This is a genomic window from Kitasatospora sp. RG8 (genome assembly GCF_017813315.1).
Lineage (GTDB): Bacteria > Actinomycetota > Actinomycetes > Streptomycetales > Streptomycetaceae > Kitasatospora.
The window spans coordinates 121,688-142,849 of the sequence record NZ_JAGIYX010000021.1 but is presented as its reverse complement, the minus strand read 5'-3'; the positions used below and the strand labels follow the sequence as shown (position 1 = coordinate 142,849).

Genomic DNA, 21,162 nt, shown 5'->3' with positions numbered 1-21,162 from the left:
GCTGACGGACGAACGGCCACGTTCCGTCCAGCCCAGGGGGGCCATCTCCGCATGCCCGCACTCCATGGCACCGCCATGTCCGCAACCGACACGACCCCGCCCGCGACCGGGGCCGCCCGGCCCGCAGGCGACCTCGCCCTACCCGCGACCGGCGCCGCCGCACTCCGTCCGGCCGGAACGCGCCGCCCGGACACCGCGCGCGGCCCGGTCGTGGTCGGTGCCCAGCGCCTGCCCGCCCCGCCCGACGACGAGGAGCTCTACTGGTACTTCGGCCCGCAGCGCCGTTGGGTGCTGCTCTGCGCCACCCTCTCCTACGCCGGCGCCACCGCCACGCTCGGCCTCTTCGCGCTCAGCCGGCCACTGCTCTGGCCCTTCCTGGCCCTGACCCTGCTCAACGCCGCCACCTGGCTGCTCTCCCTCGCCGACGGCCAGCGCGCCCGCCGCTACACCCGCGACTCGCACGACCTGCTGCTGCGCGCGTGGCAGCCGGCCCGCCACCCGAGCGTCGACCTGCTGCTGCCCACCGCCGGCGAGCCGCTCGACGTCCTCGCCAACGCCTACCGCCACACCGCGGCCGTCCGCTGGCCCGGGGAGCTGACCGTCCTGGTCCTCGACGACGCCGCCCGCCCCGAGGTGCGCGAACTCGCCGAGTCCCACGGCTTCGAGTACCGGGCCCGGCCCGACCGTGGCCGCTTCAAGAAGGCCGGCAACCTCAACCACGGTCTGGCCGAGGGCAGCGGCGAGATCGTCGCCGTCCTCGATGCCGACTTCTGCCCGCGCCCCGATTTCCTCCACCACCTGGTGCCCTACCTCGACACCCCCGAGGTCGGCATCGTCCAGAGCCCGCAGTGCTTCGACACCGACCCCGACATGTCGTGGCTGGAGCGGGCCGCCGGGGCCACCCAGGAGATCTTCTACCGCTGGATCCAGCCCTCCCGGGACGCCCAGGACGGCACCGTCTGCTGCGGCACCAACGCGCTCTACCGGCGCGCCGCACTGAAGCGGGTCGGCGGCTTCGCCGAGATCGACCACAGCGAGGACCTCTACACAGGCCTCTCGCTCGCCCGCGCCGGCTGGACCACCCGGTACGTGCCCGCGCTGGTCGCCAAGGGCATGTCGCCGACCGGCCTGCCCGCCTTCATCAGCCAGCAGTACCGCTGGTGCCTCGGCTCCCTCGCCCTGGTCGGCGACCCCGGCTTCCGCAGCGGGCCGCTCCCCCGATCGGCCCGGCTCTGCTTCTGGAACGGCATCCTCGGCTACCTCACCAGCGCGGTGAACGTCTTCGCCGTCCCGCTGCCGGCGCTGATCATGCTGTTCTTCCGCCCCGAGGAGATCCAGCCCTGGCAGGTCCTGCCCTTCCTGCCGCCGATCTGGGTCGCGCTCGTCCTGCTGCCCGCGATGTCCCGCACCCGGTGGCGCTTCGAGGTCACCCGGGTCCAACTCCTGGGCGGGCTGTGCCACGTGGTCGCCATCGCGCACGCGCTGCGCCGACGCAGCGCCGACTGGGTGCCCACCGGTGCCGTCTCCGGCGGCAGTTCGCTGGCCCGCACGGTCGCCCGGATCGGCGTCGGCTGGCTCGGCCTCGTCGTCCTCGCCGGCGTCGCCGGCCTCGCCCGGGCCGTCGCCCTGTACGGCTGGCAGCCCTTCTGGGCCCTCGCCGCGTTGCTCGGGCTCACCGCCTACACGACGGTTCCGCTCGTCCGGGCCCTCCTGCCCCTCCTGCGCGGCGGCAACGGTGCCGCCGTCGCCGAGGTCGCCCCGCCCCGCCGACGCACCTCCGACCTCGGCTTCGGCCGGGCCGAGGCCGTCGCCCTGACCACCGTGCTGCTGCTCTGCGGCCTGCTGGCCTCCGGCTGGGCCGACCCGCTCATCTTCTGACGATCCGCCAGTCGGTCGGCTGGTCGACTCGTCGGTCCACCGCTCCCCGAGCACCTTCCCGCTCTCCGAGCACCTTCCCGCACCCCTTGCGCGTCGCCCCACCGGCGCGGACCCGCCGCCCGGCCGCCCCATCGGCCCGGCGGCCCCGAACACCGCTGCCAGTCATGCAAGGAGCACCGCCGTGCCCACGGCCGAACCACCGAGTGCCGGACGCCCGCCCGTCGAACCGTCGAGCGCCGTCCGAGCCGATCCCGCGACCGGTCCGGGAACACCCGACACCCTGGTCGAACCATCCCACCGTCCCGCCCCCGGCGCCGGGTTGGCACCGAGGCAAGCCGGCGCACCGGCCGGGCGGACGGGCGAGGACGCCGCCGAGGCGCCCCGCCGGCCGGCCGCTTTCCGGCCCGACATCGAGGGGCTGCGCGGCGTCGCCGTGCTCGCCGTCCTCGCCTTCCACGCCGCGGTCCCCGCGTTCACCGGCGGCTACGTCGGCGTCGACGTCTTCTTCGTCATCTCCGGATTCCTGATCACCGGCCTGCTGTTGGGCCGCCCGATCGGCCTGCGGGACTTCGCCGCCCGCCGGGCCCGCCGCATCCTGCCCGCCGCCGCCGTCGTCCTGGTCGCCACCGCGCTCGCGGGCGGAGCACTGCTCGACCCGCTGCGCGGCACCGACCTGGCGCGCGACCTGATCGCCTCCGCCGGCCAGTTCGCCAACTGGCGGTTCGTCGGCCGGCAGACCGACTACCTCGCCGCCGAACGCGACCCGAGCCCGCTCCAGCACTTCTGGTCCCTGGGCGTGGAGAACCAGTTCTACCTGCTCTGGGGCATCCTGCTGCTCGGCCTCGCCCGCCACCTCGCGGGCCGCCGCCGCACCGCCGCGATCGCCCTCGCGACCACCGTGATCGGCGGCGTCTCCCTGGCACTCTGCATCCGCTGGACGGCCGACTCCGCACCGCTCGGCTACTTCTCCACCGCCAGCCGGCTCTGGGAGTTCGCCACCGGCGCCTGCGCCGCCCTGCTCGGGACGGCCATCGCCGGATGGCTGCCCCGCGCGGGCCGGGCCGCCCGGCCCGCGGACCGGGCGCTGCGGCTGCTCGGGTGGGCCGGCGCGGCGGCCGTCGTCCTCGCGGTCTTCCGGTACGACCGCAACACGCCGTTCCCCGGCAGCGCCGCCCTGCTGCCCGTGCTCGGCACCGCGGCCGTCCTGCTCGCCGGACCGGCGCACCGCGCCCTCGGCCCGACCGACGCCGGGCGGCTGCTCGCCACCCGGCCGCTGCGCGCCGCCGGCCGCCTCTCGTACGCGTGGTACCTCTGGCACTGGCCGGTGCTGACCATCGCCCAGGCCCGCTACGGCGCCCTGCCGTGGACCACGCTGGCCGCCCTCACCGCGGCCTCCGCCCTGCCCGCCTGGCTCACCCTGCGGCTGGTCGAGCAGCCGCTGCGGTACGGCAGCAGCCCGGCGCCCCGCCGGGGCCTCGCGGTCGGCGCCAGCGCGCTGGTCATCCCGCTGATCGCCGGGCTGACCCTCGGCGGTGGCACCGTCCGGGCCGTCGGCAAGGCCGACCTGCCCGTGGTGGTCCCGGCGGGCGCGGTGGACGGGCCCGCGCTGCTCGCCCCCGGCACCCGCGTCCTCACCCTCACGCCCTCGCTCGCCCGGGCACGGGAGGACTTCCCACCCGGCAAGGGGTGCGAGATCCCGCTCGGCGCCGAGAGCAGCCCGCGCTGCCTGTTCGGCGCGGAGACCAGCCCCGACCGGATCGTGCTCGTCGGCGACTCGCACGCCGGCCAGTGGATCTCGGCCGCGCTGGAACTGGCCGGGCAGCGGCACTGGGCGCTGGAGGTGCTGGTCAAGCCCGGCTGCCCGCTGGCCACCCTGACCGTGCGGAACAACGTCCTCGGCCGCACCTTCGACGAGTGCGACCGCTGGCGCGAGAACACCCTCACCCGTCTCGCCACCGGCCCCAGGCCCCGGCTGATCCTGATGGCCGGCCTCAACCGGTACGGCAGCCAGGAGGAGCGCACGGAGGGCTGGACCCGCACCCTCGACCGGCTCTCCGCCGTCGGCGCGCCGCTCGCCTACCTCGCGGACACGCCGATGCCGGGCAAGGACATCCCGACCTGCCTGGCGGCCTCCGACGGCCGCTCGGACGCCTGCTTCTTCCCCCGCGAGTCGGCCTTCGAGCGGGACCCGCTGACCGACGGCGGCCTCGCGGGCCGCTACGGCGTCCGCGTCCTCGACCTCGGCCCGCTGCTCTGCCCCGGCACCGGCCCGGACTGCCCGGCGGTCCTGGAGGGCGTGGTGCTCTACCGGGACACCGGGCACATCACCGACACGCTGGCGCGGGTGCTGGCGCCCCGGCTGGACAGGGGGCTGCTGGGCGCGGGGTGAGCGCCGGGGACCAGTGTCGGGGGACCAGGTCGGGTACCTGTGTTCGGGGGACCAGGTCGGGAGCCAGTGCTGGGGCTGTCCCGGCGCTGGCCCCCGTTCCGGGGCTCCCTCGTACGGAGCCGCGTGCAGGGTCCGGCGCCCGGCGGGTCCGACTTCGTGCGGTCCCGTGCGGCCCCGTGCGGTGTCGTGCGGCCCCGTGCTCCGTCCGGCGCCCCCGGTCGGCTCAGCCGTAGAGGCTGTGGCAGAGCCGGGCCTGGTCCGAGCCGGCGGGCCAGTGGCCGAAGTGCTCGGCCTGGTCGCAGACGGATTTGGGGTCGACGGCCGCCGGAGGTCGGGGCGCTCCGCCCGGTGCGGGGGCCGGAACCGCGGCGGCCGGGGCGGACGCGGCGTGGGTGGCCGCCGGGCGGGGCGGGCCCGGGCGTGCTGTGTGGCCGGGCCTGGGCCGGGCGCTGCCGCTCGCCGCGCTACCGGTCTCGGCGCGGTCGGGCCCGGCCGGCTCGCCGTCGCCGCCGGCCTGCTGGACGGGGCTGGGGACGATCTCCGGCGAGGGGGCCGGGGTGCCGGCGGGCGGCGTGTCCGGGACCGCCAGCAGGTCGGGCGACAGGGGGAACGAGGGTTCGAGGGGCGACGCGGGAGCGGCGGACACCTCCGCCGACGAGGACGTCGACGGGGACGTCGACGGGGAGGGCGCGGTCGACGGGAACGCCACCACCCCGGTGCCCTCGTCACCCGACCCGGGCCCGCACATCGCCAGGACGGCGGCCATGACGCCGACGGTCCCGGCCGCCGTCGCCGCCCACACCCGGCGCGACCTGCGCGCCGGGGCCGGCGCGGTCGAGGCGGGGACGGCGGCCGGGACGGGCGTCGCACCGGTGGGTGGCGGTGGCACCGGTGGCGGCTCCCACCGCTGGGCCGGCCACTGCCACTGCCCGCCCGGCTGCCGGCCGCCGACCGGCTCCCCGCCCGCCCGTGGTCCCGCCGCCTGCCCGCCCGTTCTCTGACCCGCCGCCGGTTGGCCGTCCGATCTCTGTCCCGCCGCCGGTTGACCGCCCATACCCGTCTCCTCCTGCCGGTCGTCGCCGACTTCCGGCGACCCGTTCGACGTGCTCAACGAGCTGGCGGACGCCGGGACATGACCCGGAAGAGGGTTCTCTCGCCGATCGGCGCCCGGCCGTCCGCGCGCGCCGGTACCCTGCCTGCCGTACCCCGGGTGCGGACGCCCGGGGTCCACCACATGCTGGGGGCATGGAAACCAACAGCACGTCGAACAGCACGTCGAAGCACCTGGTCGAGGTCGCCGAGTTCCGCACCGACAGCCGCTACCGCCTGGTCCGTTTCGAGGGCCACGGCTGGGAGCCCCTGGCCCCCGAGGAGTTCGAGCCGCGGGTCCACCAGCTCTTCCCCGACCTCGATCCGCACGACCCCGTCCGCGTCCACTGGGCCGACCGCCCCTGGGAGTGGCCCGCCTGGCACCCCGGCGAGGCCTGATCCCGACGGCTCGATCCCGACGGCAATCCCGACGGCCTGACCCCGACAGTCGGGGCTCGACGGCTCGGTCCCTACGGCCGGGGCCCGACAGTCGGGGCCTCACCCGCCCGCCGACGGGTCCCTGACGAGCGCTTCGGCCGGGGGCGGTGTCCGTGGGGCGGGTGTTCTGCCGCGGGGCCGTCCGTCCGGGGGTGTCTCAGGGCCGTCCCGGGGCCCTCTCAGGGGCGGGTCCGGGCGCGGTAGCCGGCGACCTTGGCGAGGTTGCCGCAGCGCTCCATCGAGCACCAGCGGCGCCGGCGGGCCTGGGAGTCGTCGAGGAAGAGCAGCGAGCAGTCCGGGCTCTCGCACTCCTTGACCCGCCCGAGCAGCGGGCCGCCGGCCAGCAGGGCGGCGTCACGCGCCACCGCGGAGAGGGCGGCCCGGACGCCGTCCGCGGGAGCCCCGGTGTGCCAGTGCAGGCGGAGTCCGCCGTCCGCCGGGGCGAGTTGGGGGGCGAGGTCGGGGGCGGCGGCGGCCGTGTTGGCCTCGGCGAGGTCGTCCGCGGCCGGGGGGTGGCCGGTCATCGCTGCGCGCAGCAGCCGGTACAGGGCCTCGCGCAGCCGGCGTGCCTGCGCGAGGTCGCGGTCCGTGGCCTCGGCGGCAGCGCCGTCGGGGTGCAGACCGGCCTCGGTGAACCAGCGGGTCAGGGCGTCCGGGTCGGGCAGGCGCTCGACGGGGGTGGCGTGGCGGCGGCCGAGGGTCGCGACGAAGTTCAGGCAGGGGCGTCCGCCGATGAACGGGAACGTGAGCTGCGGGTCGGTGGCGTGGGTGCTGCGCGGCATGGAGGAGAGCCTACGCCCGGGACCGCCCTTGACACCACTTCATCCGGTGTCGCAAGGTGACACCTGTTCATCCGGTGTCATTCGGCGTCACCAACGAGAGCGGGTACGGAAGCATGCGCGCAGTACGGATCGACCGGTTCGGCGGCCCCGAGGTCCTCCTCCCGGCGGACCTCCCAGATCCGGTGCCCGGCCCCGGCGAGGTGCTGGTACGGGTCGCCGCAGCAGGCGTCAACCGGGCCGACGCACTGGTCCGCTCGGGCGTCTACCACCGCGCCGGACGGCCGCCGCTGATCCCCGGCATCGAGGCGGCCGGCACCGTCGCGGCCCTGGGCGAGGGGGTGACCGGCCTGGAGCCGGGGCAGCCCGTCCTGGCGATGGGCGCCGCAGCCGGCTCCGGCTTCTACGCCGAACTCGCGGTCGTCCCGGCCGGCCGGGTCACGCCCCTGCCCGACGGCGTCGGCCTGCTCGCGGCCGCCGCCCTCCCGTCGGCCTGGCTGACCGCCTGGTACTGCCTGCACCGGCTGGCCCGGGTGGCGGCGGGGGAGACGGTGGTGGTGCAGGCGGCGGCGAGCGGGGTCGGCAGCGCGGCCGTGCAGATCGCCGCGGAGGCCGGCGCGCGCGTCATCGCCGTGGCCGGCTCGGCGGAGAAGGCCGGATGGGCGGCCGGCTTCGGCGCCGGGGCGACCGTCGACACCTCCGTCCACCCGGAGGACGCCGCCGTCGACGAGGTGCTCCGGCTGACCGGCGGTCGCGGCGCCCACGTGGTCCTCGACACCGTCGGCGGGCGGGTGTTCGGCCAGAGCCTGCGCCAGGCCGGCCAGGCCGGACGCGTCGTCGCGCTCGCGAACGTCGCCCTGGAGCCCAGCACCATCGACACCCGGCACTTCTACCCGAAGAACGTGTCCATCCACGGCTTCCAGATCACCAACCTGCTGGACCACGGCTACGACCCGCGCCCCGATCTGCGGGAGATCGCCGCCCGCGTCGCCGCCGGGGCGTTCCGGGTCCCCGTGGAGTCCGTCTTCCCGCTGGAGCAGGCAGCCGACGCCCACCGGCAGTTGGAAAGGCGCGGCAACCGGGGGAAGATCGTTCTCACCGTGGCGGGCGATCCGGCCTGACCGCGGCACGCGTACGGACCAGGGGGAGCAGTGGACGGACGGGCGAGCAACGCAGGTTACGGCGAGGCGGCAGACCAACTCGTCGTGCAGTACGAGGAAGTGACGTTCGAGGAGGTCCACCGCGAGGTGCTGCACCTGATCCCCGGGCAACCCTCCGACGTCCTCGACATCGGCGCCGGCACCGGCCGGGACGCCGCCGCCCTGGCCGCGCGCGGCCACCGTGTCGTCGCCGCCGAACCGACGGCGGAGCTGCGCCGGGCCGGCGAGCGCATCCACGCGGGCAGCGGCATCCGCTGGGTCGACGACGCACTGCCCTCGGTGGCCCGCCTCGGCACGGCGGGGGAGCGCTACGACCTGATCCTGCTCACCGCCGTCTGGATGCATCTGGCCGAGGACGAACGCCCGTTGGCGATGGACGCCCTCGCCCGGCTGCTCGCCCCCGGTGGCCGGGTCATCCTCTCGCTGCGCTACGGCCCCGTCCCGCCGGGCCGCCGGATGTTCGACGTCCCGGCCGAGGAGACGATCGCGCAGGCCCGGGCCCGCGGGCTGGACCTGCTGGTCCGCACCGAACGGCACGACCTGCACGACCGCGCGGGTGTGAGCTGGGCGGTGCTCGCCTTCGAGTCGGCGGGCGGGCCGCGGCCGTAGCGGGGGCCGTCACAGGGCGTGCGGGTGGCGTGGCGGGGCGGGACGTGGCTTGGTGCGGCGCGGGCGTAGGGCGGTCGTGGATGGGGGTCGCCGCCGGGCGCTCAGGCGGCGGCGCCCGGTGGTGGACCGGCCGCCGCCGACCTGGACGCGCTGCCCGCGCGGCGCGCCCAGGACCGGCCGGACCCCGCCGTCAGCCGTGCCCCGTCAGCCGTGCCCAGTCAGCCGCAGACCGCTGGTCTGCGGGTACGTCCGGTCGATGTACAGCAGCCTGGCCACCGCCACCGCGAACAGCACGGCCGGCAGCACGAACCACCAGGCCCGAAGCCAGCGCCGGCGGACCGCCAGGGCGGTGAGCGCCAGCGGGCACGGTGAGCCCGATCGCGGGGCGGCCGGGCGGAAGCGTGGAAGCGCGGAAGCGGGGATCAGTGAGGTCCTCGGGGCCGCCTCCCCCAGCCTGCGGGCCTGCGGGCGTCCGGGCGTCCGCGTCTGCGGGCCTACCGGCCTGCGGGGCCGGTGGCCGCAGCTCGCGCAGCGGCCGCCGTCTCCAGTAGGGGCCAGCCGTCGATCTCCACCGCCCCCCGCTCTCCCGGCTGCCACCCGTCGGCCAGGGCCGCGTCGAGCAGGGCCCGGACGGCGCCCGGTTCGTGCAGGTTCAGAGAGCCGCCCCGGACGTACCCCACGTCCCCGGAGCCCATGGGGAACCCGCCGGGGACGTACCGCCCCGGGCCGTCGGCGAAGACGATGCGCAGCGGACCGCCGGTGCCGGCGGGCTGCGGGTACAGCGTCAGCGTCTCGCGGCAGTCCGCGGACCGGCCGCCGTCCGGTGAGGAGTGGCGGTGGCGGAGCGTCCACAGGTACGTGCGCCCGTCGGTGACCAGCCGACGGGGCTTCTTCGGATGACGGGGCACGGAGTCGAGGTTACGCGGCCCGGTCCACAGGCCGGCCGGCCCGCGTTCGTAGCGGCGGCGGTCACCTGTTCCTGACCTGCTCAGGAGCTCGTCAACGCCCCGTGCTCCGGGGAGCGGCAGTTCGGGGACGGAACCAACCGTTTGCTCCGTGGCCGGGCGCGCGGCGAACGCTGACGGTCCGACACCGGCTGCCGTGCGGGGCGAGGCGCTGTCGGCCCCGCACGGCAGCCGGTGGCTATGGGCCGGTGACGCCGTCGGTGAGCTCCCGGACGATGTCCAGGTGGCCCGCGTGACGGGCGTACTCCTGCAGGACGTGGAACAGGATCCAGCCCAGGCTGGGCCGCGGGGTGCCGTCGTCCGGGAAGCGGCCGCCGGCTGCGGCGATCGTGGACAGCGGCGTACCCGACGCGACGGCTCGGGTGTACTCACCACCCGCGTGCAGCGCGGCGAGCAGGTCGGCGGCCGTCTCCTGCGGACCGACGTGCCAGCGGTCCGCCGGGCCGCGGTCGCCCCACGGTGCGGCGACCTGCTCGGCCCGGAAGCCCCAGCGCAGCCAGCGCTGCTCCATGTGTACGAGGTGCTTCAGCAGTTCGAGCAGGGTCCACCCGGAGGGGAGCCGGCTGACGCGCAGCTCTGCATCGGACATTCCCTCGATCTTGGCGCCGATCACGGACCGGTAGTAGTCGAGATAGTCCAGCAACAGCATGCTCGGATCGGAGAGTTGCCGGTCCGGCTCGGGTACGGAGGAATTCATGGTCCCGAGTCTGCCACCACGCACGTCGGCGCCCGGAGGGCACTCCGCCCACGGCGGTCCCACGGCCGCCGCAGGGCGCGTGCCGAGCCGTGGTCAACCTGTGGGATGGCCTGATCGCTGGGGCCGCGAAGCGGGGCATGGTGGGCCTGTCACCGGTCAGCAGCGGCTCCACCACCACCCATGCTTCGCCACGCCGCCGCCGGGTTGCCCCTGAACGAGGACGTTCTCACCGCTCCGGAAAGGCTGTGGGAGAGACTGACAGCATGCCTACCGCCGACACGCTCGCGTCCTCGGACGAGATCCACACCTATCTCGTCACCAGACTCAACGACGCCCTCCGTCGGCCGGGAATGTGGGGCGGGGAGCATGCCATCCGGTTGATGCTGGACCACCTCCTGTTCGCTGAACGTCGGCAGGGAGCATGGGGGGACGAGCAGCGCGCCCTGGAGCAGCGCAAGGCGTGGACACCGATCGGCGTGAAGGGCGCGTTCGAGGACTTCCTTCCAGCTGATCACGGCACCAGCGTCGCCTCCGTCTACGCGGAGTTCGCACATCGACAGGGATGGCTCAAGGCGGACCGGCTACTGGACGCGGCCGAGTACGACTCGATGCTCACCACGATCGACTCGTGGGCCACCCACGACCGGGTGTGGGCCGACGTCACCTCGGCGTTCGGCCCGCCGTCGGTCCTGTTCGGCAGCACCAACCCCTATTACGGGAAGACACTTGGCTACGTGACCACGGACCCCTCCGCACCCATGCTGTTCTTCCACCTCTGGAACGGCACTGACCCGGGTGCCGACTCCTCCTGGCCACCGGCCCACGAGCAACCACTGCTCCTGGCCGTCCGACGTGGTGACGCTCCGTTCGCCGCGAGCCTCACCTTCACCCCGGAGGGGCGGCGCCGTCGGCCGGCACAGGGATCGTGATCTCCTGACCATCTGTGTCCGTGGGCCGATCGCGCCGGACGATCCCGGAGAAGGGTCCGATGGGACCCCGGAGAGCTGCCTCGCCCGCGCGAGCATTTTCCTGACCTGGCGCGTGAGCGCGGCACCAGCCCGCAGGTACACCGGGGTAGCACAGCCAATCCACCCGCCTGATGAACCAGATGGCCAGGAACGGCATCCACCTGACGGCACCCGGCTCGCAGCCATCCGCGCCCCGGTCCGGTAGGTGCCGCCCGCTGTCGCCACCCAGGCACTGGGTTACGCGCCCGATGCGCCGAGGAACACGCCGACCAGGCCGGAGCGGCCCTGGGGGGGTCTGCGCCCCACACCGACGTCGGCCCGGACGCCCTGAACCCGAAGCCGGAGCCCCACTCCGTTCCAGCGCCCAGGCAGCCCCATCCAGGCTGGTAATTCGATGGCGTCACGCGCACCCAACCCCGACCCTGGTCACCGTGCCAGAACTCAAGCATCAGATCCGCGCCCTCCACACGGCCTCCACGGTGACCGTCTACCAGGCATACGCTCCGGAAATAGGCCTGCCCGCTGCACAGGACGGTCGCTTTCCGGCGGCCTGGAAGAGGGACCGGATGACGTGGATCAAACCGTCGTTCCTCTGGATGATGTACCGCTGCGGATGGGCGAGCAAGGAAGGCCAGGAGACCGTCCTCGCGATCGAAATCACCCGTGCGGGCTTCGAATGGGCCCTGGCAAACGCCTGTCTGGCCCACTACGAACACGGACTGCACACCGACCGCGCCACCTGGAAGCGCCAGTTGAAGCGAGCCCCGGCCCGAGTGCAGTGGGATCCCGAACGCGACCTTCACCTACGGCCGCTTCCTCACCGCTCTCTTCAACTCGGCCTCGCCGGCGAGGCCGCCGAGCGTTACGCGGAGGACTGGATCGTCTCGATCAACGACGTCACCGCACTCGCGCATGCCATCCATGCCCATGTGAGGGACGGGGCTCTGGAAGCCGCCCGGCAACTCCTTCCCGTCGAACGCCCCTATCCGTCGGGCGACACGCTTCTGAGCCACCTGAGCGACTGAGCCGATCCCACCCGCCTGGGACGACCGACTGCTCGTTCTGTCGCCACTTACCTGGGCAACTCATCACGATCCAGTACGCGATGCCCTCAGTGATCTGGTCGGGGGTGTCGGCGAGACCGCCCATTCGTCGACGTGCCGGATCCACGGCACGTGGTCGAGGGCGCGGGGCAGGTCGTCGGTGGCCAGAGGGCTCCTCAGTCGGGCTGTTGCCCAGCAGGAAGCGGTTCCGGGGCACGTCATCGCGGCGGAACTCGTCCTTGACGTCCTGCGCCATCTTCGCGATCACGACGCGAGCGTCGAACAGCGTCCCCGTACACACCTCCCGCCGGTCCCTGAGTACCAGCTGGTGGCCCCACAGGAGTTCAGCAGCGGTCACGCTTGCCCCTCCGATACCGTTTCGGCCCGTACCCACCACTGCGCGATGACACAACCGACCGCGGACTGAGACGCCCTTCGAGTGCGCGCCGAGACTGCCTCGCCGTCCACGGTCGCCCGTGCGGCAGTGGGGCCGCGTCCCGCCTACCCCGGTCCCGGGCCCTCGCTCAGCCTCACCCGAACCGGGGCGGGGGAAGCAGCAGGCGGCTGCACCTCCTCGTTCGCCCGTCCACGGGCCGGCCGGGAGGGCCCGATCCGATGGCCCGACCCGCTGCCCGATCCGGTGGCCCGACCCGCTGGCCCGATCCGGTGGCCGGTCCCCAATGCCGTCCCGGCCGGCGCACGGGTGCGACCCGGACATCTTCGCGCTTCACCAGTTCGCCGTGGAAGCGCGGATGTCGTCGGCGAGTTCGGCGGCATACGGGAGCGGGAGAGAGCCGGCCGGCCGGGTCGTGGCGGGCGGCGCGGCAGTCTCCGGGACGCCCGGGATCACGGTGACCGGCACCGGGCACGCCCGCATCAGGGCAGCGGCCTCGGCCTGTTCGGCCGGACACCCGGCCCGGCGCAGCCGGCGAGCGGCGCGCTTGCCGGCGCCGGGGCGATGGGACGCGGGCGGCGTCGACGTGGTGGCCGGCTCGCCGATGGCTGGCCTTCCGGTGTGCGGCCCTCCGGTGTGTGGCCCGACGAAGGACGGCGCGACCAGGACGACGCCGGCCACGGTGTCAGGGTGTGTGGTCGCGTGGCGCAACGCCGTTGTGGCGGAGGCGGAGTGGGCGACCAGGACGGGGCGCGTGCGGACCGGCGCCAGCAGTTCGGCCAGCCAGTGGTCGTCCGGGACGGTCACGGGGGAGGAGCGGCCCAGGCCTGGCAGGTCGGCCGCCAACGCGGGCGCGTCCAGCCGTTCGGTCACCGCACGCCACACGTCCGCGTCCGAGCCCGGGCCGTGCAGCAGGACGAAGCGCGGGGCCTCGCCGTCGCCGACCAGGTAACTCCGCCCACCGGCGACGTCGGTGAACCTTCCCGCGAGCGCCCCGCCCGACGGCGGGGCGCCGAAGCCGTCGGTGACCAGCCGGGTGGCCCAGCGGCGCAACAGCTCGGCGACCGGTGGGTGGTGGAGGCCGACGGCGTGGGCCAGCCGGTCGGCGGAGGCGGTGTCGTAGGTGTCCTCGGAGAGGAACGTGAGCGTCTCCGGGTCGGCGCCGGTCAGCGCGCGGGGCAGCCGGCGGACCAGGCCGACGGGGATCAGCCGCCGGGGCGCGGGAACGCCGAGGTGCTCGGCCAGCAGGGCGATCAGTTCCGGCAGGGGCGGCGTGGCCGGGTCGAGCACGGTGTGTGCGTGGGCGGGACCGGTGTCGTACCCGGGAACGGCCGCGAGGAAGCGTGCCAGGTGGTCGACCGCGACCACCGGCAGGAACGTGCGCGCCGAACCGGGAAGCAACGGCAGCCGCCCGTACCAGAGTTGGCGGACGAGGTCGGCCAGGCCGAGGTACTGTCCGGCCTCACCGGTGACCGAGTGGCCCACCACGCTGCTCGGGTTCACCGTGGTGAGCGGCACACCGAGCCGGGCGGCCGTGACCCGGACGGCGGCGTCGCCCAGCTGCTTGGACGCCTCGTACGCGCCGAGCCGTGCGTAGAGGGCGTCCGCCTCGGCGGCGGGCAGCGGGTGGCGAGGCGTGGCGTCCCGGCCGACCCGGTAGCCGGAGAGGTGGACCAGCCGCCGCAGGTGAGGGCGGCCGGCGGCCCAGTCCAGGGCGTGCAGCGCGCCGGCGACGTTGGCGGCGTGCGCCTCGGCGCGGGACAGGCCGAAGCGGTAGAGGGCGGCGAGGTTGTGCACGTCGCGGACGTTTTCGAGGCGGGCGTCGTCCTCGGGGGACAGGCCCAGCCCGGGCCGGGTGAGGTCGGCGGCGACGGTGGTCAGCGCGGTGTCGTCGGCCCCGTGGGCGCGGAGCCAGCTGCGCAGCTCGTGTTCGCGTGCGGTCCCGCGCCCGCCCCGGACGCCGGCGGCCACCGGCTCGCCCCGTCCGAGGAGTTCGAGGACGAGCCAGCGGCCGAGGAAGCCGGTCGCGCCGAGGACGAGGGTGCGCGGGGGCAGGGGGACCGAGTCCGGGGGAGTCGGGGCAGGTGTGGGTGCGGTCGGGGGTGTGGCGTTCATGGGCGGGCTCCTTCTCTGTAGATCGGTCTACTTATGTAGACCGGTCTGCATATTTTTTGGCCGTGGGGACGTGAGGATGCGGGGCCTGGGGGTGGGGGTCTGGTGCGGGCGTGGCGCTGGTTGTGTGTGCGGGTTCCGGGGGCCTGAGGTTCCGGCTGCCGGGTTGCCGGGTTGCCGGGGTGCCGGCGTGCGGTGCCGAGAGAGTTTCTATAGACCGGTCTGTATATTTTTTGCGCGACAAAGAACCCCTGCCCCGTGCGTCGACGGGAATAGCGGTGTACGCAGGCGAAGATACCGCCGCCGGGGAGTCCGGAGGAAGGGGAACAAGGGGAACGACGGAAAGTAGGGGAGGAGGAGCAGGAGGGGCGACCGTCCCGCAGGATCACCCTGAGCAGCCGACGGGCCTCCCCGTCCTCGGGGAGGCCCGCCCGGCGCCCACGTGCAACGGCTTCTCACCGGTGCTGTTCTGGGAGCTGCACTCAGGCGCCGCTGCGCCGGAGCATCTCCTCGCGTTCCACGACCTTCACCCGCCCCCGCCCCTCCGCCTCGCCGAGGGCCCGCTCGTGGGCGTCGAGCCGGTGCCAGCCCTCCCACGTCGTGTAGCGGACGCCCCGGTCGCGCAGATGGGTGACGACGGCGTCCGGGTCGGGATCGATGGCTCCGGGCAGGCGTCCGGCGGAGTGGTCGGCGAGCAGGCAGGCGACGGTCTCGTTGGCGTCGCCCTTGGTGTGGCCGATCAGGCCGACCGGGCCGCGCTTGATCCAGCCCGTGACGTACGTGGCCGCCTGGTGCGAGCCGTCGCCGGCCAGGACGCGGCCGGCCTCGTTGGGGACGGTGCCGGAGACGGGGTCGAAGGGCAGCTTGGGCAGTTCGTCGGAGTAGTAGCCGATCGCCCGGTAGACGGCCTGCACGTCCCAGTCGGTGAAGCGGCCGGTGCCGCGGACGTTCCCGGTGCCGTCGAGTTCGGTGCGCTCGGTGCGCAGGCCGCTCACCCGGCCGTCCTCGCCGGTCACCTCGACCGGGGACTCGAAGAAGTGCAGGTAGATCCGGTGGGGGCGGTCGCCGACGTCGCGGATCGCCCAGTTCTCCAGCGTGGAGGCGACCATGTCGACGTGCTTGGCGGCCCGCCGCTCGGCGATCGACCCGTCGTCGTACTCGATGTCCTCGGGGGCGACGATCACCTCGATGTTCGGCGAGTGGTCGAGTTCGCGCAGCTCCATCGGGCTGAACTTGGCCTGGGCCGGCCCGCGGCGGCCGAAGACGTGGACCTCCAGCGCCCTGTTCCGCTTCAGCCCGGCGTGGACGTTCGGGGGGATCTCGGTGGGCAGAAGCTCGTCGGCGGTCTTGGCGAGGATCCGGGCGACGTCCAGGGCGACGTTGCCCGCGCCGAGCACGGCGACCTTCTCGGCCTCCAACGGCCAGGTGCGGGGGACGTCGGGGTGCCCGTCGTACCAGGAGACGAAGTCGGCGGCGCCGTACGAACCGTCCAGGCCGACGCCCGGTATGTCGAGCGCGCGGTCGGCCGTCGCGCCGGTGGCGAAGACGGTGGCGTCGTAGAAGCGGTGCAGGTCGTCCAGGCCGAGGTCGCCGGGGTAGTCGATGTTGCCGAAGAGCCGGATCTGGGGCTTGTCCAGTACCTGGTGCAGCGCGGTGACGATGCCCTTGATCCGCGGATGGTCGGGCGCCACGCCGTAGCGGATCAGTCCGAACGGGGCGGGCATCCGTTCGAACAGGTCGATCGAGACCCCGGGCTCCCGGGCTGCGTCGGACTTGAGAAGGGCGTCCGCGGCGTAGATGCCGGCGGGGCCGGCTCCGACGATCGCGATACGGATCGGGCGGGTCATGGGCGGTGCGTTCCTTCTGGCAGACGGGCGGGTGCTTGATTCAAACCCGCTCCACCCGCAGCGCTGTAGGGGCCAGGGAGCGATGACCCCATAGAGCGGACCTATGGCCCGGCCGGGAACATCACGGCCACCACGGTGCTCACTGCCACCATGGCTCTCTCTGCCACCGCGGTTCTCACGGTCGCCGCGGCTGGCACGGCTCTCAGGGCGGTTCGCACGGCCACGCCACGCAGCGCGGAGTCCGGAGCGGAGCGGCCGATCCGGGGTGGCGGCCCTGGGCGGTGCACCCCTGGACCGCCTCCCCTGAGAACGGCCCGCGGCACCTGCTCGACGGGTGGCACCCGGTCGGCGTCGCCGACGACGTGCAGGCCGAGTATGACTGCATGCTCGCCCCCGTACTCGGCCGGCTGCACGCCGGCGCCAGGCAGCGGGAGATCGGCGCCCCTACGGTACGAGCCGACCGATCACTTCGGTTTTGAACCGTTGAGCCTGCGCCCCGACGCGATGGCCGGCCGCGGCGTCGCCCGGTCGTCGGCCGCCGGCCCGGGCAGGGCAGGGCACGCGCAGTGCGTAGCCGCTCCCACGGGCTCCTCCGAGCGCTGGTCGGGGCACGGTTGGTGCCGCCGCGGTTGATGCTGAAGCCGCCGTTGTTTCAGGGGCTGTAGCCACCAGCCGGTGTCGGAACCCACGACTGGGCTGTTGCGTCGCGCGAGTCGGCCAGCGGTGTCGGCGGGACGACCCCGGGAAAGCGCGAGCGTGGCCGGCTCGGCGCACGCCGGGGGTTCCCGGGACGACCGGCTCCGAGTGCGCCCTGCCCGTCAGTGGTGGGTCGACCGGCTCGACGTCTGGTCCCGGCGCGTGACGAGGAGGTGCCGGACGGCGTGGTGCGCGTCGTTGAGGGGGTGCCGGTCACGGCGGACGCGGGCGAGCAGGACGGCGCCCTCCAGGAGGGCGAGGGCCTGGCCGGACGCGGTCTCGGCCTCGTCCTGTTCGAAGCCGTCGGCCGTCAGGCGTTCGGTGAGGACGGCCTGCCAGCTCGCGTAGACCTCGGCGCAGACGCTGCGCAGGGCCTCGTTGGTGCCGGCCACTTCCAGGCCGACGGTCGCGATCGGGCAGCCCTTGGTGTAGTCGGAGTCCTCCAGACGGGCCGTGAAGGCCTCGGTGAGCTGTCCGACGATCGTGGTGGCGTCCGCGCCCTTGCGGGCCAGGGCCTTGAGGAGTTCCTCGATCTCCTGGCCGGCCTGGCGGAGGGCGGCGGCGACCAGCTGGTCCTTGCCTTCGGGGAAGTGGAAGTAGAGCGAGCCGCGTGGTGCGCCGCTCTCCGCCACGATCTGGTTCAGGCCAGTGCCGAAGTAGCCCTGCGCCTCGATCAGACTGCGCGTTCCGGCGATCAGCCGGGCGCGGGTCTCCTCACCCTTGACTCCCATGCGGAAACAGTAGACCGGTCTGCATATTCCTGTCGACAGCCGCGAAGTCTCCCAGTCGCCCTGTCTCCCAGCAGTAGCGTCGCCCGGCCCCTCAGCCCCTCGGCCCCTCTGTTTCCGGCGCCCGCGCAGCCGGGCTCGGGCTGCGCTGTCGGTGGTCAGGACGTCTGCTTGGCCGCCCGCCACTCCGGGGCCAGCACCGACCAGACCTCTTCGTCGTGCCGAGTGCCCCGGTACAGGTAGCTCTCGCGCATGACGGCCTCCTTCGTCATCCCGAGCCGGCGGGCGACGGCGATGCTCGGCTCGTTCCCGGCCGAGACCCACCACTCCACGCGGTGGATGCCGCGCTCCTCGACGGCCCAGTCGATGATCGCGCGGACGGCCCGGGTCACCAGGCCCCGGCCCACCGCCGCGGGCTCCAACCAGCAGCCCGCCTCGGCGATGCCCGAGCCGGTCTCGAAGCGCCGGAACAGCACCGCGCCGACCAGCAGACCCTCGGCCGTCCGGATCCCGAAGAGTCGCCCGCTGTCGGCCGCGGTCCGGTCCGCGTAGGCCTGGAGGAGCGTGCGGCTCGACTCCAGGTCCGTGACGACGTCGGGCAGGCCGTTGAACCGCCCGATGAACTCCCGCCCCCGGTCCACATGGGCGAGGAACTCCTCGGCCTGCCACGGCTACAGCGGGCACAGTGCGCTGCCGTCCTCGCCCAGGGGTATCGCGAACATGGTCACCTTCCGGGTCGGGGACGGCGCACGCCGCCGAGTGATCCTCTCACGGCGGCCGACGGGGCCGACGGGGCCGACGGGGCGGGCGGGGTCGGGCCGGCGGGCGTTCCACGCCCGCCCGTTACTGCTCCGGCGCGAAGGGCCCGAAGGCGGGCCGCTCCGTGGGCCGGTAGGTGTGGACGGCGAATCTGCCACCCGACGTGAGGGAGTCGGTCAGCTCGAACGAGGCCGGCAACCCGCCCGCCGGGAAGAGGTGTTGGCCCCGGCCCAGGACCACCGGGTACACGAGCAGGTGGCACTCGTCGATCAGGTCGTGGTCCGTCAGCGACCGCGTCAGTGCGCCACCGCCGTGGATCTGCGGCTCGCCGTCGGGCGTGTCGGGCAGCCACTCCCGGAGGGCGCGACCTCGCCCGGGGTGTCGCCGGCCGGCACCTGGGTGAGCGCCCAGTGCGGGGCGGTCAGCGTGTTCGAGGCGACGTACTTGGGCAGGGTGGTGAGCCGGGTTGCGGTGGGGTCGGCCGGGTCGGTCACCTTCGGCCAGTGGTTCGCGAGAGCTCGTCCGCCCGCCGGCCCAGCAGGAACGCCCCGGCCCGGCCGAGGACGCCGATCGTGGAGCGGCCCGTGTCGTCGTCGGCGAACGGCCCGGCAGGACGCGGGCAGCGGCTTCCCGTACGGCGGCCGGTTGGTGCGCCCGCCTCCCCTCGCCCGAGGCCCCGAGGCCCCGAGCCCCGAGCCCCGAGGCCCCGAGCCCCGAGCCCCGAGCCCCGAGGTCCCGAGCCCCGCGACCCTCGCCCGCCACCGGGCCCCGGACATGGCTGTGGGCCCGCCGCAAATAGCGGGCCCACAGTCGTGAAGGTCACGCGACCAGGATGACGCGAGCAGGATGACGAACGAGGCACTACCCGCGAACCATTACCCGCGAAGCATCACCCGCGCAGGGTCACGTCTGCAGGGTCACGTGGGCGGGACGGATCAGGCGACGGAGACGGCGCTCCACGCGGCCGCGACCGCCTTGTACTCGGTGCTGTTGAGACCGTAGAGGTCCTTCGCGGCGTTCAGGGACGCGACGCGCGCGCCCTTGTAGTCCGTGGTGGACGTCATGTAGACGGTCAGCGCGCGGTACCAGATCTTGGCGACCTTCTGGTTGCCGATGCCGGTCACCGTCGAGCCGTTGCAGGTGGGGCTGTTGTAGGTGAAGCCGTTGACGGTCTTGGTGCCGCTGCCCTCACTGGCCAGGTAGAACCAGTGGTTGCCGACGCCCGAGGAGTTGTGCACGTCGAGCTGGCCGACCTTGCGGCTCCAGCAGTCGGCGGACCGGCCGTCCAGGGAGGGCTTGTCCATCCGGCGCAGCCACGGCGGGGTGGACTGGTCGCTGAACAGGTAGTCGGGGGTGTCCACCGAGTTGTTGGCGTACCACTCCACCATCGTCCCGAAGATGTCGCTGGTGGACTCGTTGAGGCCGCCGGACTCGCCGCTGTAGCGCAGGTTGGCGGTGGCGCTGGTGACGCCGTGGGTCATCTCGTGGCCCATGGTGTCGAGGTCGACCTGCTCCGGGTCGGTGGTGCCGTCGCCGTCGCCGGTCATCATGCAGAAGCAGCTGTCGGACCACTGGGCGTTGTCCCAGTTGGTGCCGACGTGGACGAAGACGGTGGCGCCCTTGCCGTCGTTCTTGATGCCGTTACGGCCGAAGGTGTTCTTGTAGTAGTCGTACGTCCAGGCGGTGTTGGCGTGGGCGTCGACGGCGGCGGTGGCGCGGTCGCCGGAGAACTTCTTGCCGTCACCCCACACGTTGTCCGCGTCGGTGAAGAGCGTCCCGGAGCTCGCGTTGAGCGAGTTGGACGAGACGTTGTGGGCGTCCTTGGTGATGGTTCCGCGCAGCGGGTCGATCAGCGCGTAGCCGCCGTTCTGCGGGGTGGTGTCGATGGTGATGTCACCGGTGTACTCGGAGTGGCCGGTACCGCTGGCCTGGTGCTCGGAGTCGTAGGACTCGATCTGCTCTCCGGTGGTGGCGTCGGTGACGACGACCTTGCCGGCCGGCTGGCCGTGCTCGCCGACGCCGGCGACGGTGGTCTTCCAGGCGAGCCGGGGCGTGCCGTCGGCGGCCCAGACGACCAGCTCGGGCGAGCTGGTGGCGGCATCGATGGTCGGCGCGGCCTGGAGCGCCTGGCTCGCGCTCGCCTGCGCCGGGACCTTCGGGACGGTGGACTTCACGGTGGCGTCGTGGGCCGCCGCGCGGGAGGAGTCCTTGAGCCGGCCGCGCGCGTCCTGGTGGACCACCAGGTCGCCGCCGACGACGGGCAGTCCGCGGTAGGTGCGGTCGAAGCGGACGTGCTGGGTGCCGTCGGCGTCGATGATGACGTCCTTGACCTGGAGGTCCTGGCCGTCACCGAAGCCGAAGACCCCGGCGTTGTGGGCGACGTTGGCCCTGGCCTGGGCGATCGCCGCGTCACGGCCGGCGGGGGCGGCGGACGCCGTACCGGCCTGGAAGGTGGCGGCGACGAGGGCGGCGGTGGCCGCTATGGCTCCGGCCGCGAGGTGGCGGCGGCGGTGAGAGGAGGTGGGGCTCACTCTGACTCCAGTCGGGGTAGCTGCAGGGAAGGAGCTGCGGACGCGGCCGCGAGCTCTGAGATTGACGGTGCGCTGCCAAC

Annotated in this window: 18 protein-coding genes and 1 pseudogene; 8 read left to right on the top strand and 11 right to left on the bottom strand. The window is 74.0% G+C overall.

Annotated elements, in window-relative coordinates; genetic code table 11:
- Positions 1 to 75 precede the first annotated feature (75 nt).
- Both J5Y04_RS27470 and J5Y04_RS27465 read left to right on the top strand, forming a co-directional pair.
- Positions 76 to 1,878 carry a glycosyltransferase family 2 protein gene (locus J5Y04_RS27470; protein WP_209415094.1) on the top strand — a complete coding sequence of 601 codons (1,803 nt, stop codon included), beginning with the start codon at positions 76 to 78 and terminating at the stop codon, positions 1,876 to 1,878.
- Between the two features lie 319 nt (positions 1,879 to 2,197).
- Complete coding sequence (locus J5Y04_RS27465; RefSeq protein ID WP_209415093.1) at positions 2,198 to 4,267, top strand: acyltransferase family protein; 2,070 nt, start codon at positions 2,198 to 2,200, stop codon at positions 4,265 to 4,267.
- A 223-nt stretch (positions 4,268 to 4,490) separates the two neighbouring features.
- Here J5Y04_RS27465 and J5Y04_RS27460 read toward each other — a convergent pair whose 3' ends face one another.
- Complete coding sequence (locus J5Y04_RS27460; RefSeq protein WP_209415092.1) at positions 4,491 to 5,033, bottom strand: hypothetical protein; 543 nt, start codon at positions 5,031 to 5,033, stop codon at positions 4,491 to 4,493.
- On the opposite strand from J5Y04_RS27460, the gene J5Y04_RS27455 reads away from it, so the two are divergent.
- Together J5Y04_RS27455 and J5Y04_RS27450 are read left to right on the top strand one after the other, a co-directional pair.
- A complete protein-coding gene (locus J5Y04_RS27455; protein WP_209415091.1) occupies positions 5,032 to 5,268 on the top strand; it encodes a hypothetical protein in 237 nt (78 codons plus the stop codon). The two genes, J5Y04_RS27460 and J5Y04_RS27455, sit on opposite strands and share 2 nt — an antisense overlap.
- 244 nt (positions 5,269 to 5,512) lie before the next feature.
- Positions 5,513 to 5,755: a hypothetical protein gene (locus J5Y04_RS27450; protein ID WP_209415090.1), complete on the top strand. Its 243-nt coding sequence runs from the start codon at positions 5,513 to 5,515 to the stop codon at positions 5,753 to 5,755.
- 218 nt (positions 5,756 to 5,973) lie between these two features.
- Here the strand turns inward: J5Y04_RS27450 and J5Y04_RS27445 are convergent, their stop codons facing one another.
- Positions 5,974 to 6,576 (bottom strand): ABATE domain-containing protein, encoded by a 603-nt coding sequence (locus J5Y04_RS27445; protein ID WP_209415089.1) that lies wholly within the window; start codon positions 6,574 to 6,576, stop codon positions 5,974 to 5,976.
- A gap of 113 nt (positions 6,577 to 6,689) precedes the next feature.
- On the opposite strand from J5Y04_RS27445, the gene J5Y04_RS27440 reads away from it, so the two are divergent.
- The gene (locus J5Y04_RS27440) at positions 6,690 to 7,694 is read left to right on the top strand and encodes a zinc-binding dehydrogenase (RefSeq protein WP_209415088.1); all 1,005 of its coding nucleotides are present in this window, start codon (positions 6,690 to 6,692) and stop codon (positions 7,692 to 7,694) included.
- Between the two features lie 84 nt (positions 7,695 to 7,778).
- On the top strand, positions 7,779 to 8,342 hold the full coding sequence (locus J5Y04_RS27435; protein WP_307853318.1) for a class I SAM-dependent methyltransferase: 564 nt from the start codon (positions 7,779 to 7,781) through the stop codon (positions 8,340 to 8,342).
- 494 nt (positions 8,343 to 8,836) lie between these two features.
- Here J5Y04_RS27435 and J5Y04_RS27430 read toward each other — a convergent pair whose 3' ends face one another.
- Together J5Y04_RS27430 and J5Y04_RS27425 are read right to left on the bottom strand one after the other, a co-directional pair.
- Positions 8,837 to 9,250: a hypothetical protein gene (locus tag J5Y04_RS27430; protein ID WP_209415086.1), complete on the bottom strand. Its 414-nt coding sequence runs from the start codon at positions 9,248 to 9,250 to the stop codon at positions 8,837 to 8,839.
- Between the two features lie 235 nt (positions 9,251 to 9,485).
- Positions 9,486 to 10,004 carry a DinB family protein gene (locus tag J5Y04_RS27425; protein WP_209415085.1) on the bottom strand — a complete coding sequence of 173 codons (519 nt, stop codon included), beginning with the start codon at positions 10,002 to 10,004 and terminating at the stop codon, positions 9,486 to 9,488.
- A 263-nt stretch (positions 10,005 to 10,267) separates the two neighbouring features.
- Here J5Y04_RS27425 and J5Y04_RS27420 point away from each other — a divergent pair, with 263 nt between their 5' ends.
- Together J5Y04_RS27420 and J5Y04_RS27415 are read left to right on the top strand one after the other, a co-directional pair.
- Positions 10,268 to 10,933 carry a hypothetical protein gene (locus J5Y04_RS27420; protein WP_209415084.1) on the top strand — a complete coding sequence of 222 codons (666 nt, stop codon included), beginning with the start codon at positions 10,268 to 10,270 and terminating at the stop codon, positions 10,931 to 10,933.
- 470 nt (positions 10,934 to 11,403) lie between these two features.
- Positions 11,404 to 11,997: a DUF4291 domain-containing protein gene (locus J5Y04_RS27415; RefSeq protein WP_307853317.1), complete on the top strand. Its 594-nt coding sequence runs from the start codon at positions 11,404 to 11,406 to the stop codon at positions 11,995 to 11,997.
- A gap of 745 nt (positions 11,998 to 12,742) precedes the next feature.
- Here J5Y04_RS27415 and J5Y04_RS27410 read toward each other — a convergent pair.
- The 7 genes and pseudogenes from J5Y04_RS27410 to J5Y04_RS27385 form a co-directional block, all read right to left on the bottom strand.
- The gene (locus tag J5Y04_RS27410; protein WP_209415083.1) at positions 12,743 to 14,524 is read right to left on the bottom strand and encodes an alpha/beta fold hydrolase; all 1,782 of its coding nucleotides are present in this window, start codon (positions 14,522 to 14,524) and stop codon (positions 12,743 to 12,745) included.
- A gap of 479 nt (positions 14,525 to 15,003) precedes the next feature.
- Positions 15,004 to 16,368, bottom strand: coding sequence for an FAD-dependent oxidoreductase (locus tag J5Y04_RS27405; RefSeq protein ID WP_209415082.1), 1,365 nt, complete (start codon positions 16,366 to 16,368; stop codon positions 15,004 to 15,006).
- Between the two features lie 818 nt (positions 16,369 to 17,186).
- Positions 17,187 to 17,795 (bottom strand): TetR/AcrR family transcriptional regulator, encoded by a 609-nt coding sequence (locus J5Y04_RS27400; protein WP_209415081.1) that lies wholly within the window; start codon positions 17,793 to 17,795, stop codon positions 17,187 to 17,189.
- Positions 17,796 to 17,950: 155 nt separating this feature from the next.
- A pseudogene (locus J5Y04_RS27395) lies at positions 17,951 to 18,514 on the bottom strand (GNAT family N-acetyltransferase).
- Positions 18,515 to 18,635: 121 nt separating this feature from the next.
- The gene (locus tag J5Y04_RS44020) at positions 18,636 to 18,821 is read right to left on the bottom strand and encodes a hypothetical protein (protein ID WP_374106116.1); all 186 of its coding nucleotides are present in this window, start codon (positions 18,819 to 18,821) and stop codon (positions 18,636 to 18,638) included.
- 26 nt (positions 18,822 to 18,847) lie between these two features.
- Entirely contained in the window at positions 18,848 to 19,045 is a 198-nt protein-coding gene (locus J5Y04_RS42195) for a hypothetical protein (protein WP_245205513.1), read from the bottom strand.
- A 441-nt stretch (positions 19,046 to 19,486) separates the two neighbouring features.
- Positions 19,487 to 21,082 (bottom strand): M4 family metallopeptidase, encoded by a 1,596-nt coding sequence (locus tag J5Y04_RS27385; RefSeq protein ID WP_209415079.1) that lies wholly within the window; start codon positions 21,080 to 21,082, stop codon positions 19,487 to 19,489.
- Between the last annotated feature and the right edge of the window lie 80 nt (positions 21,083 to 21,162).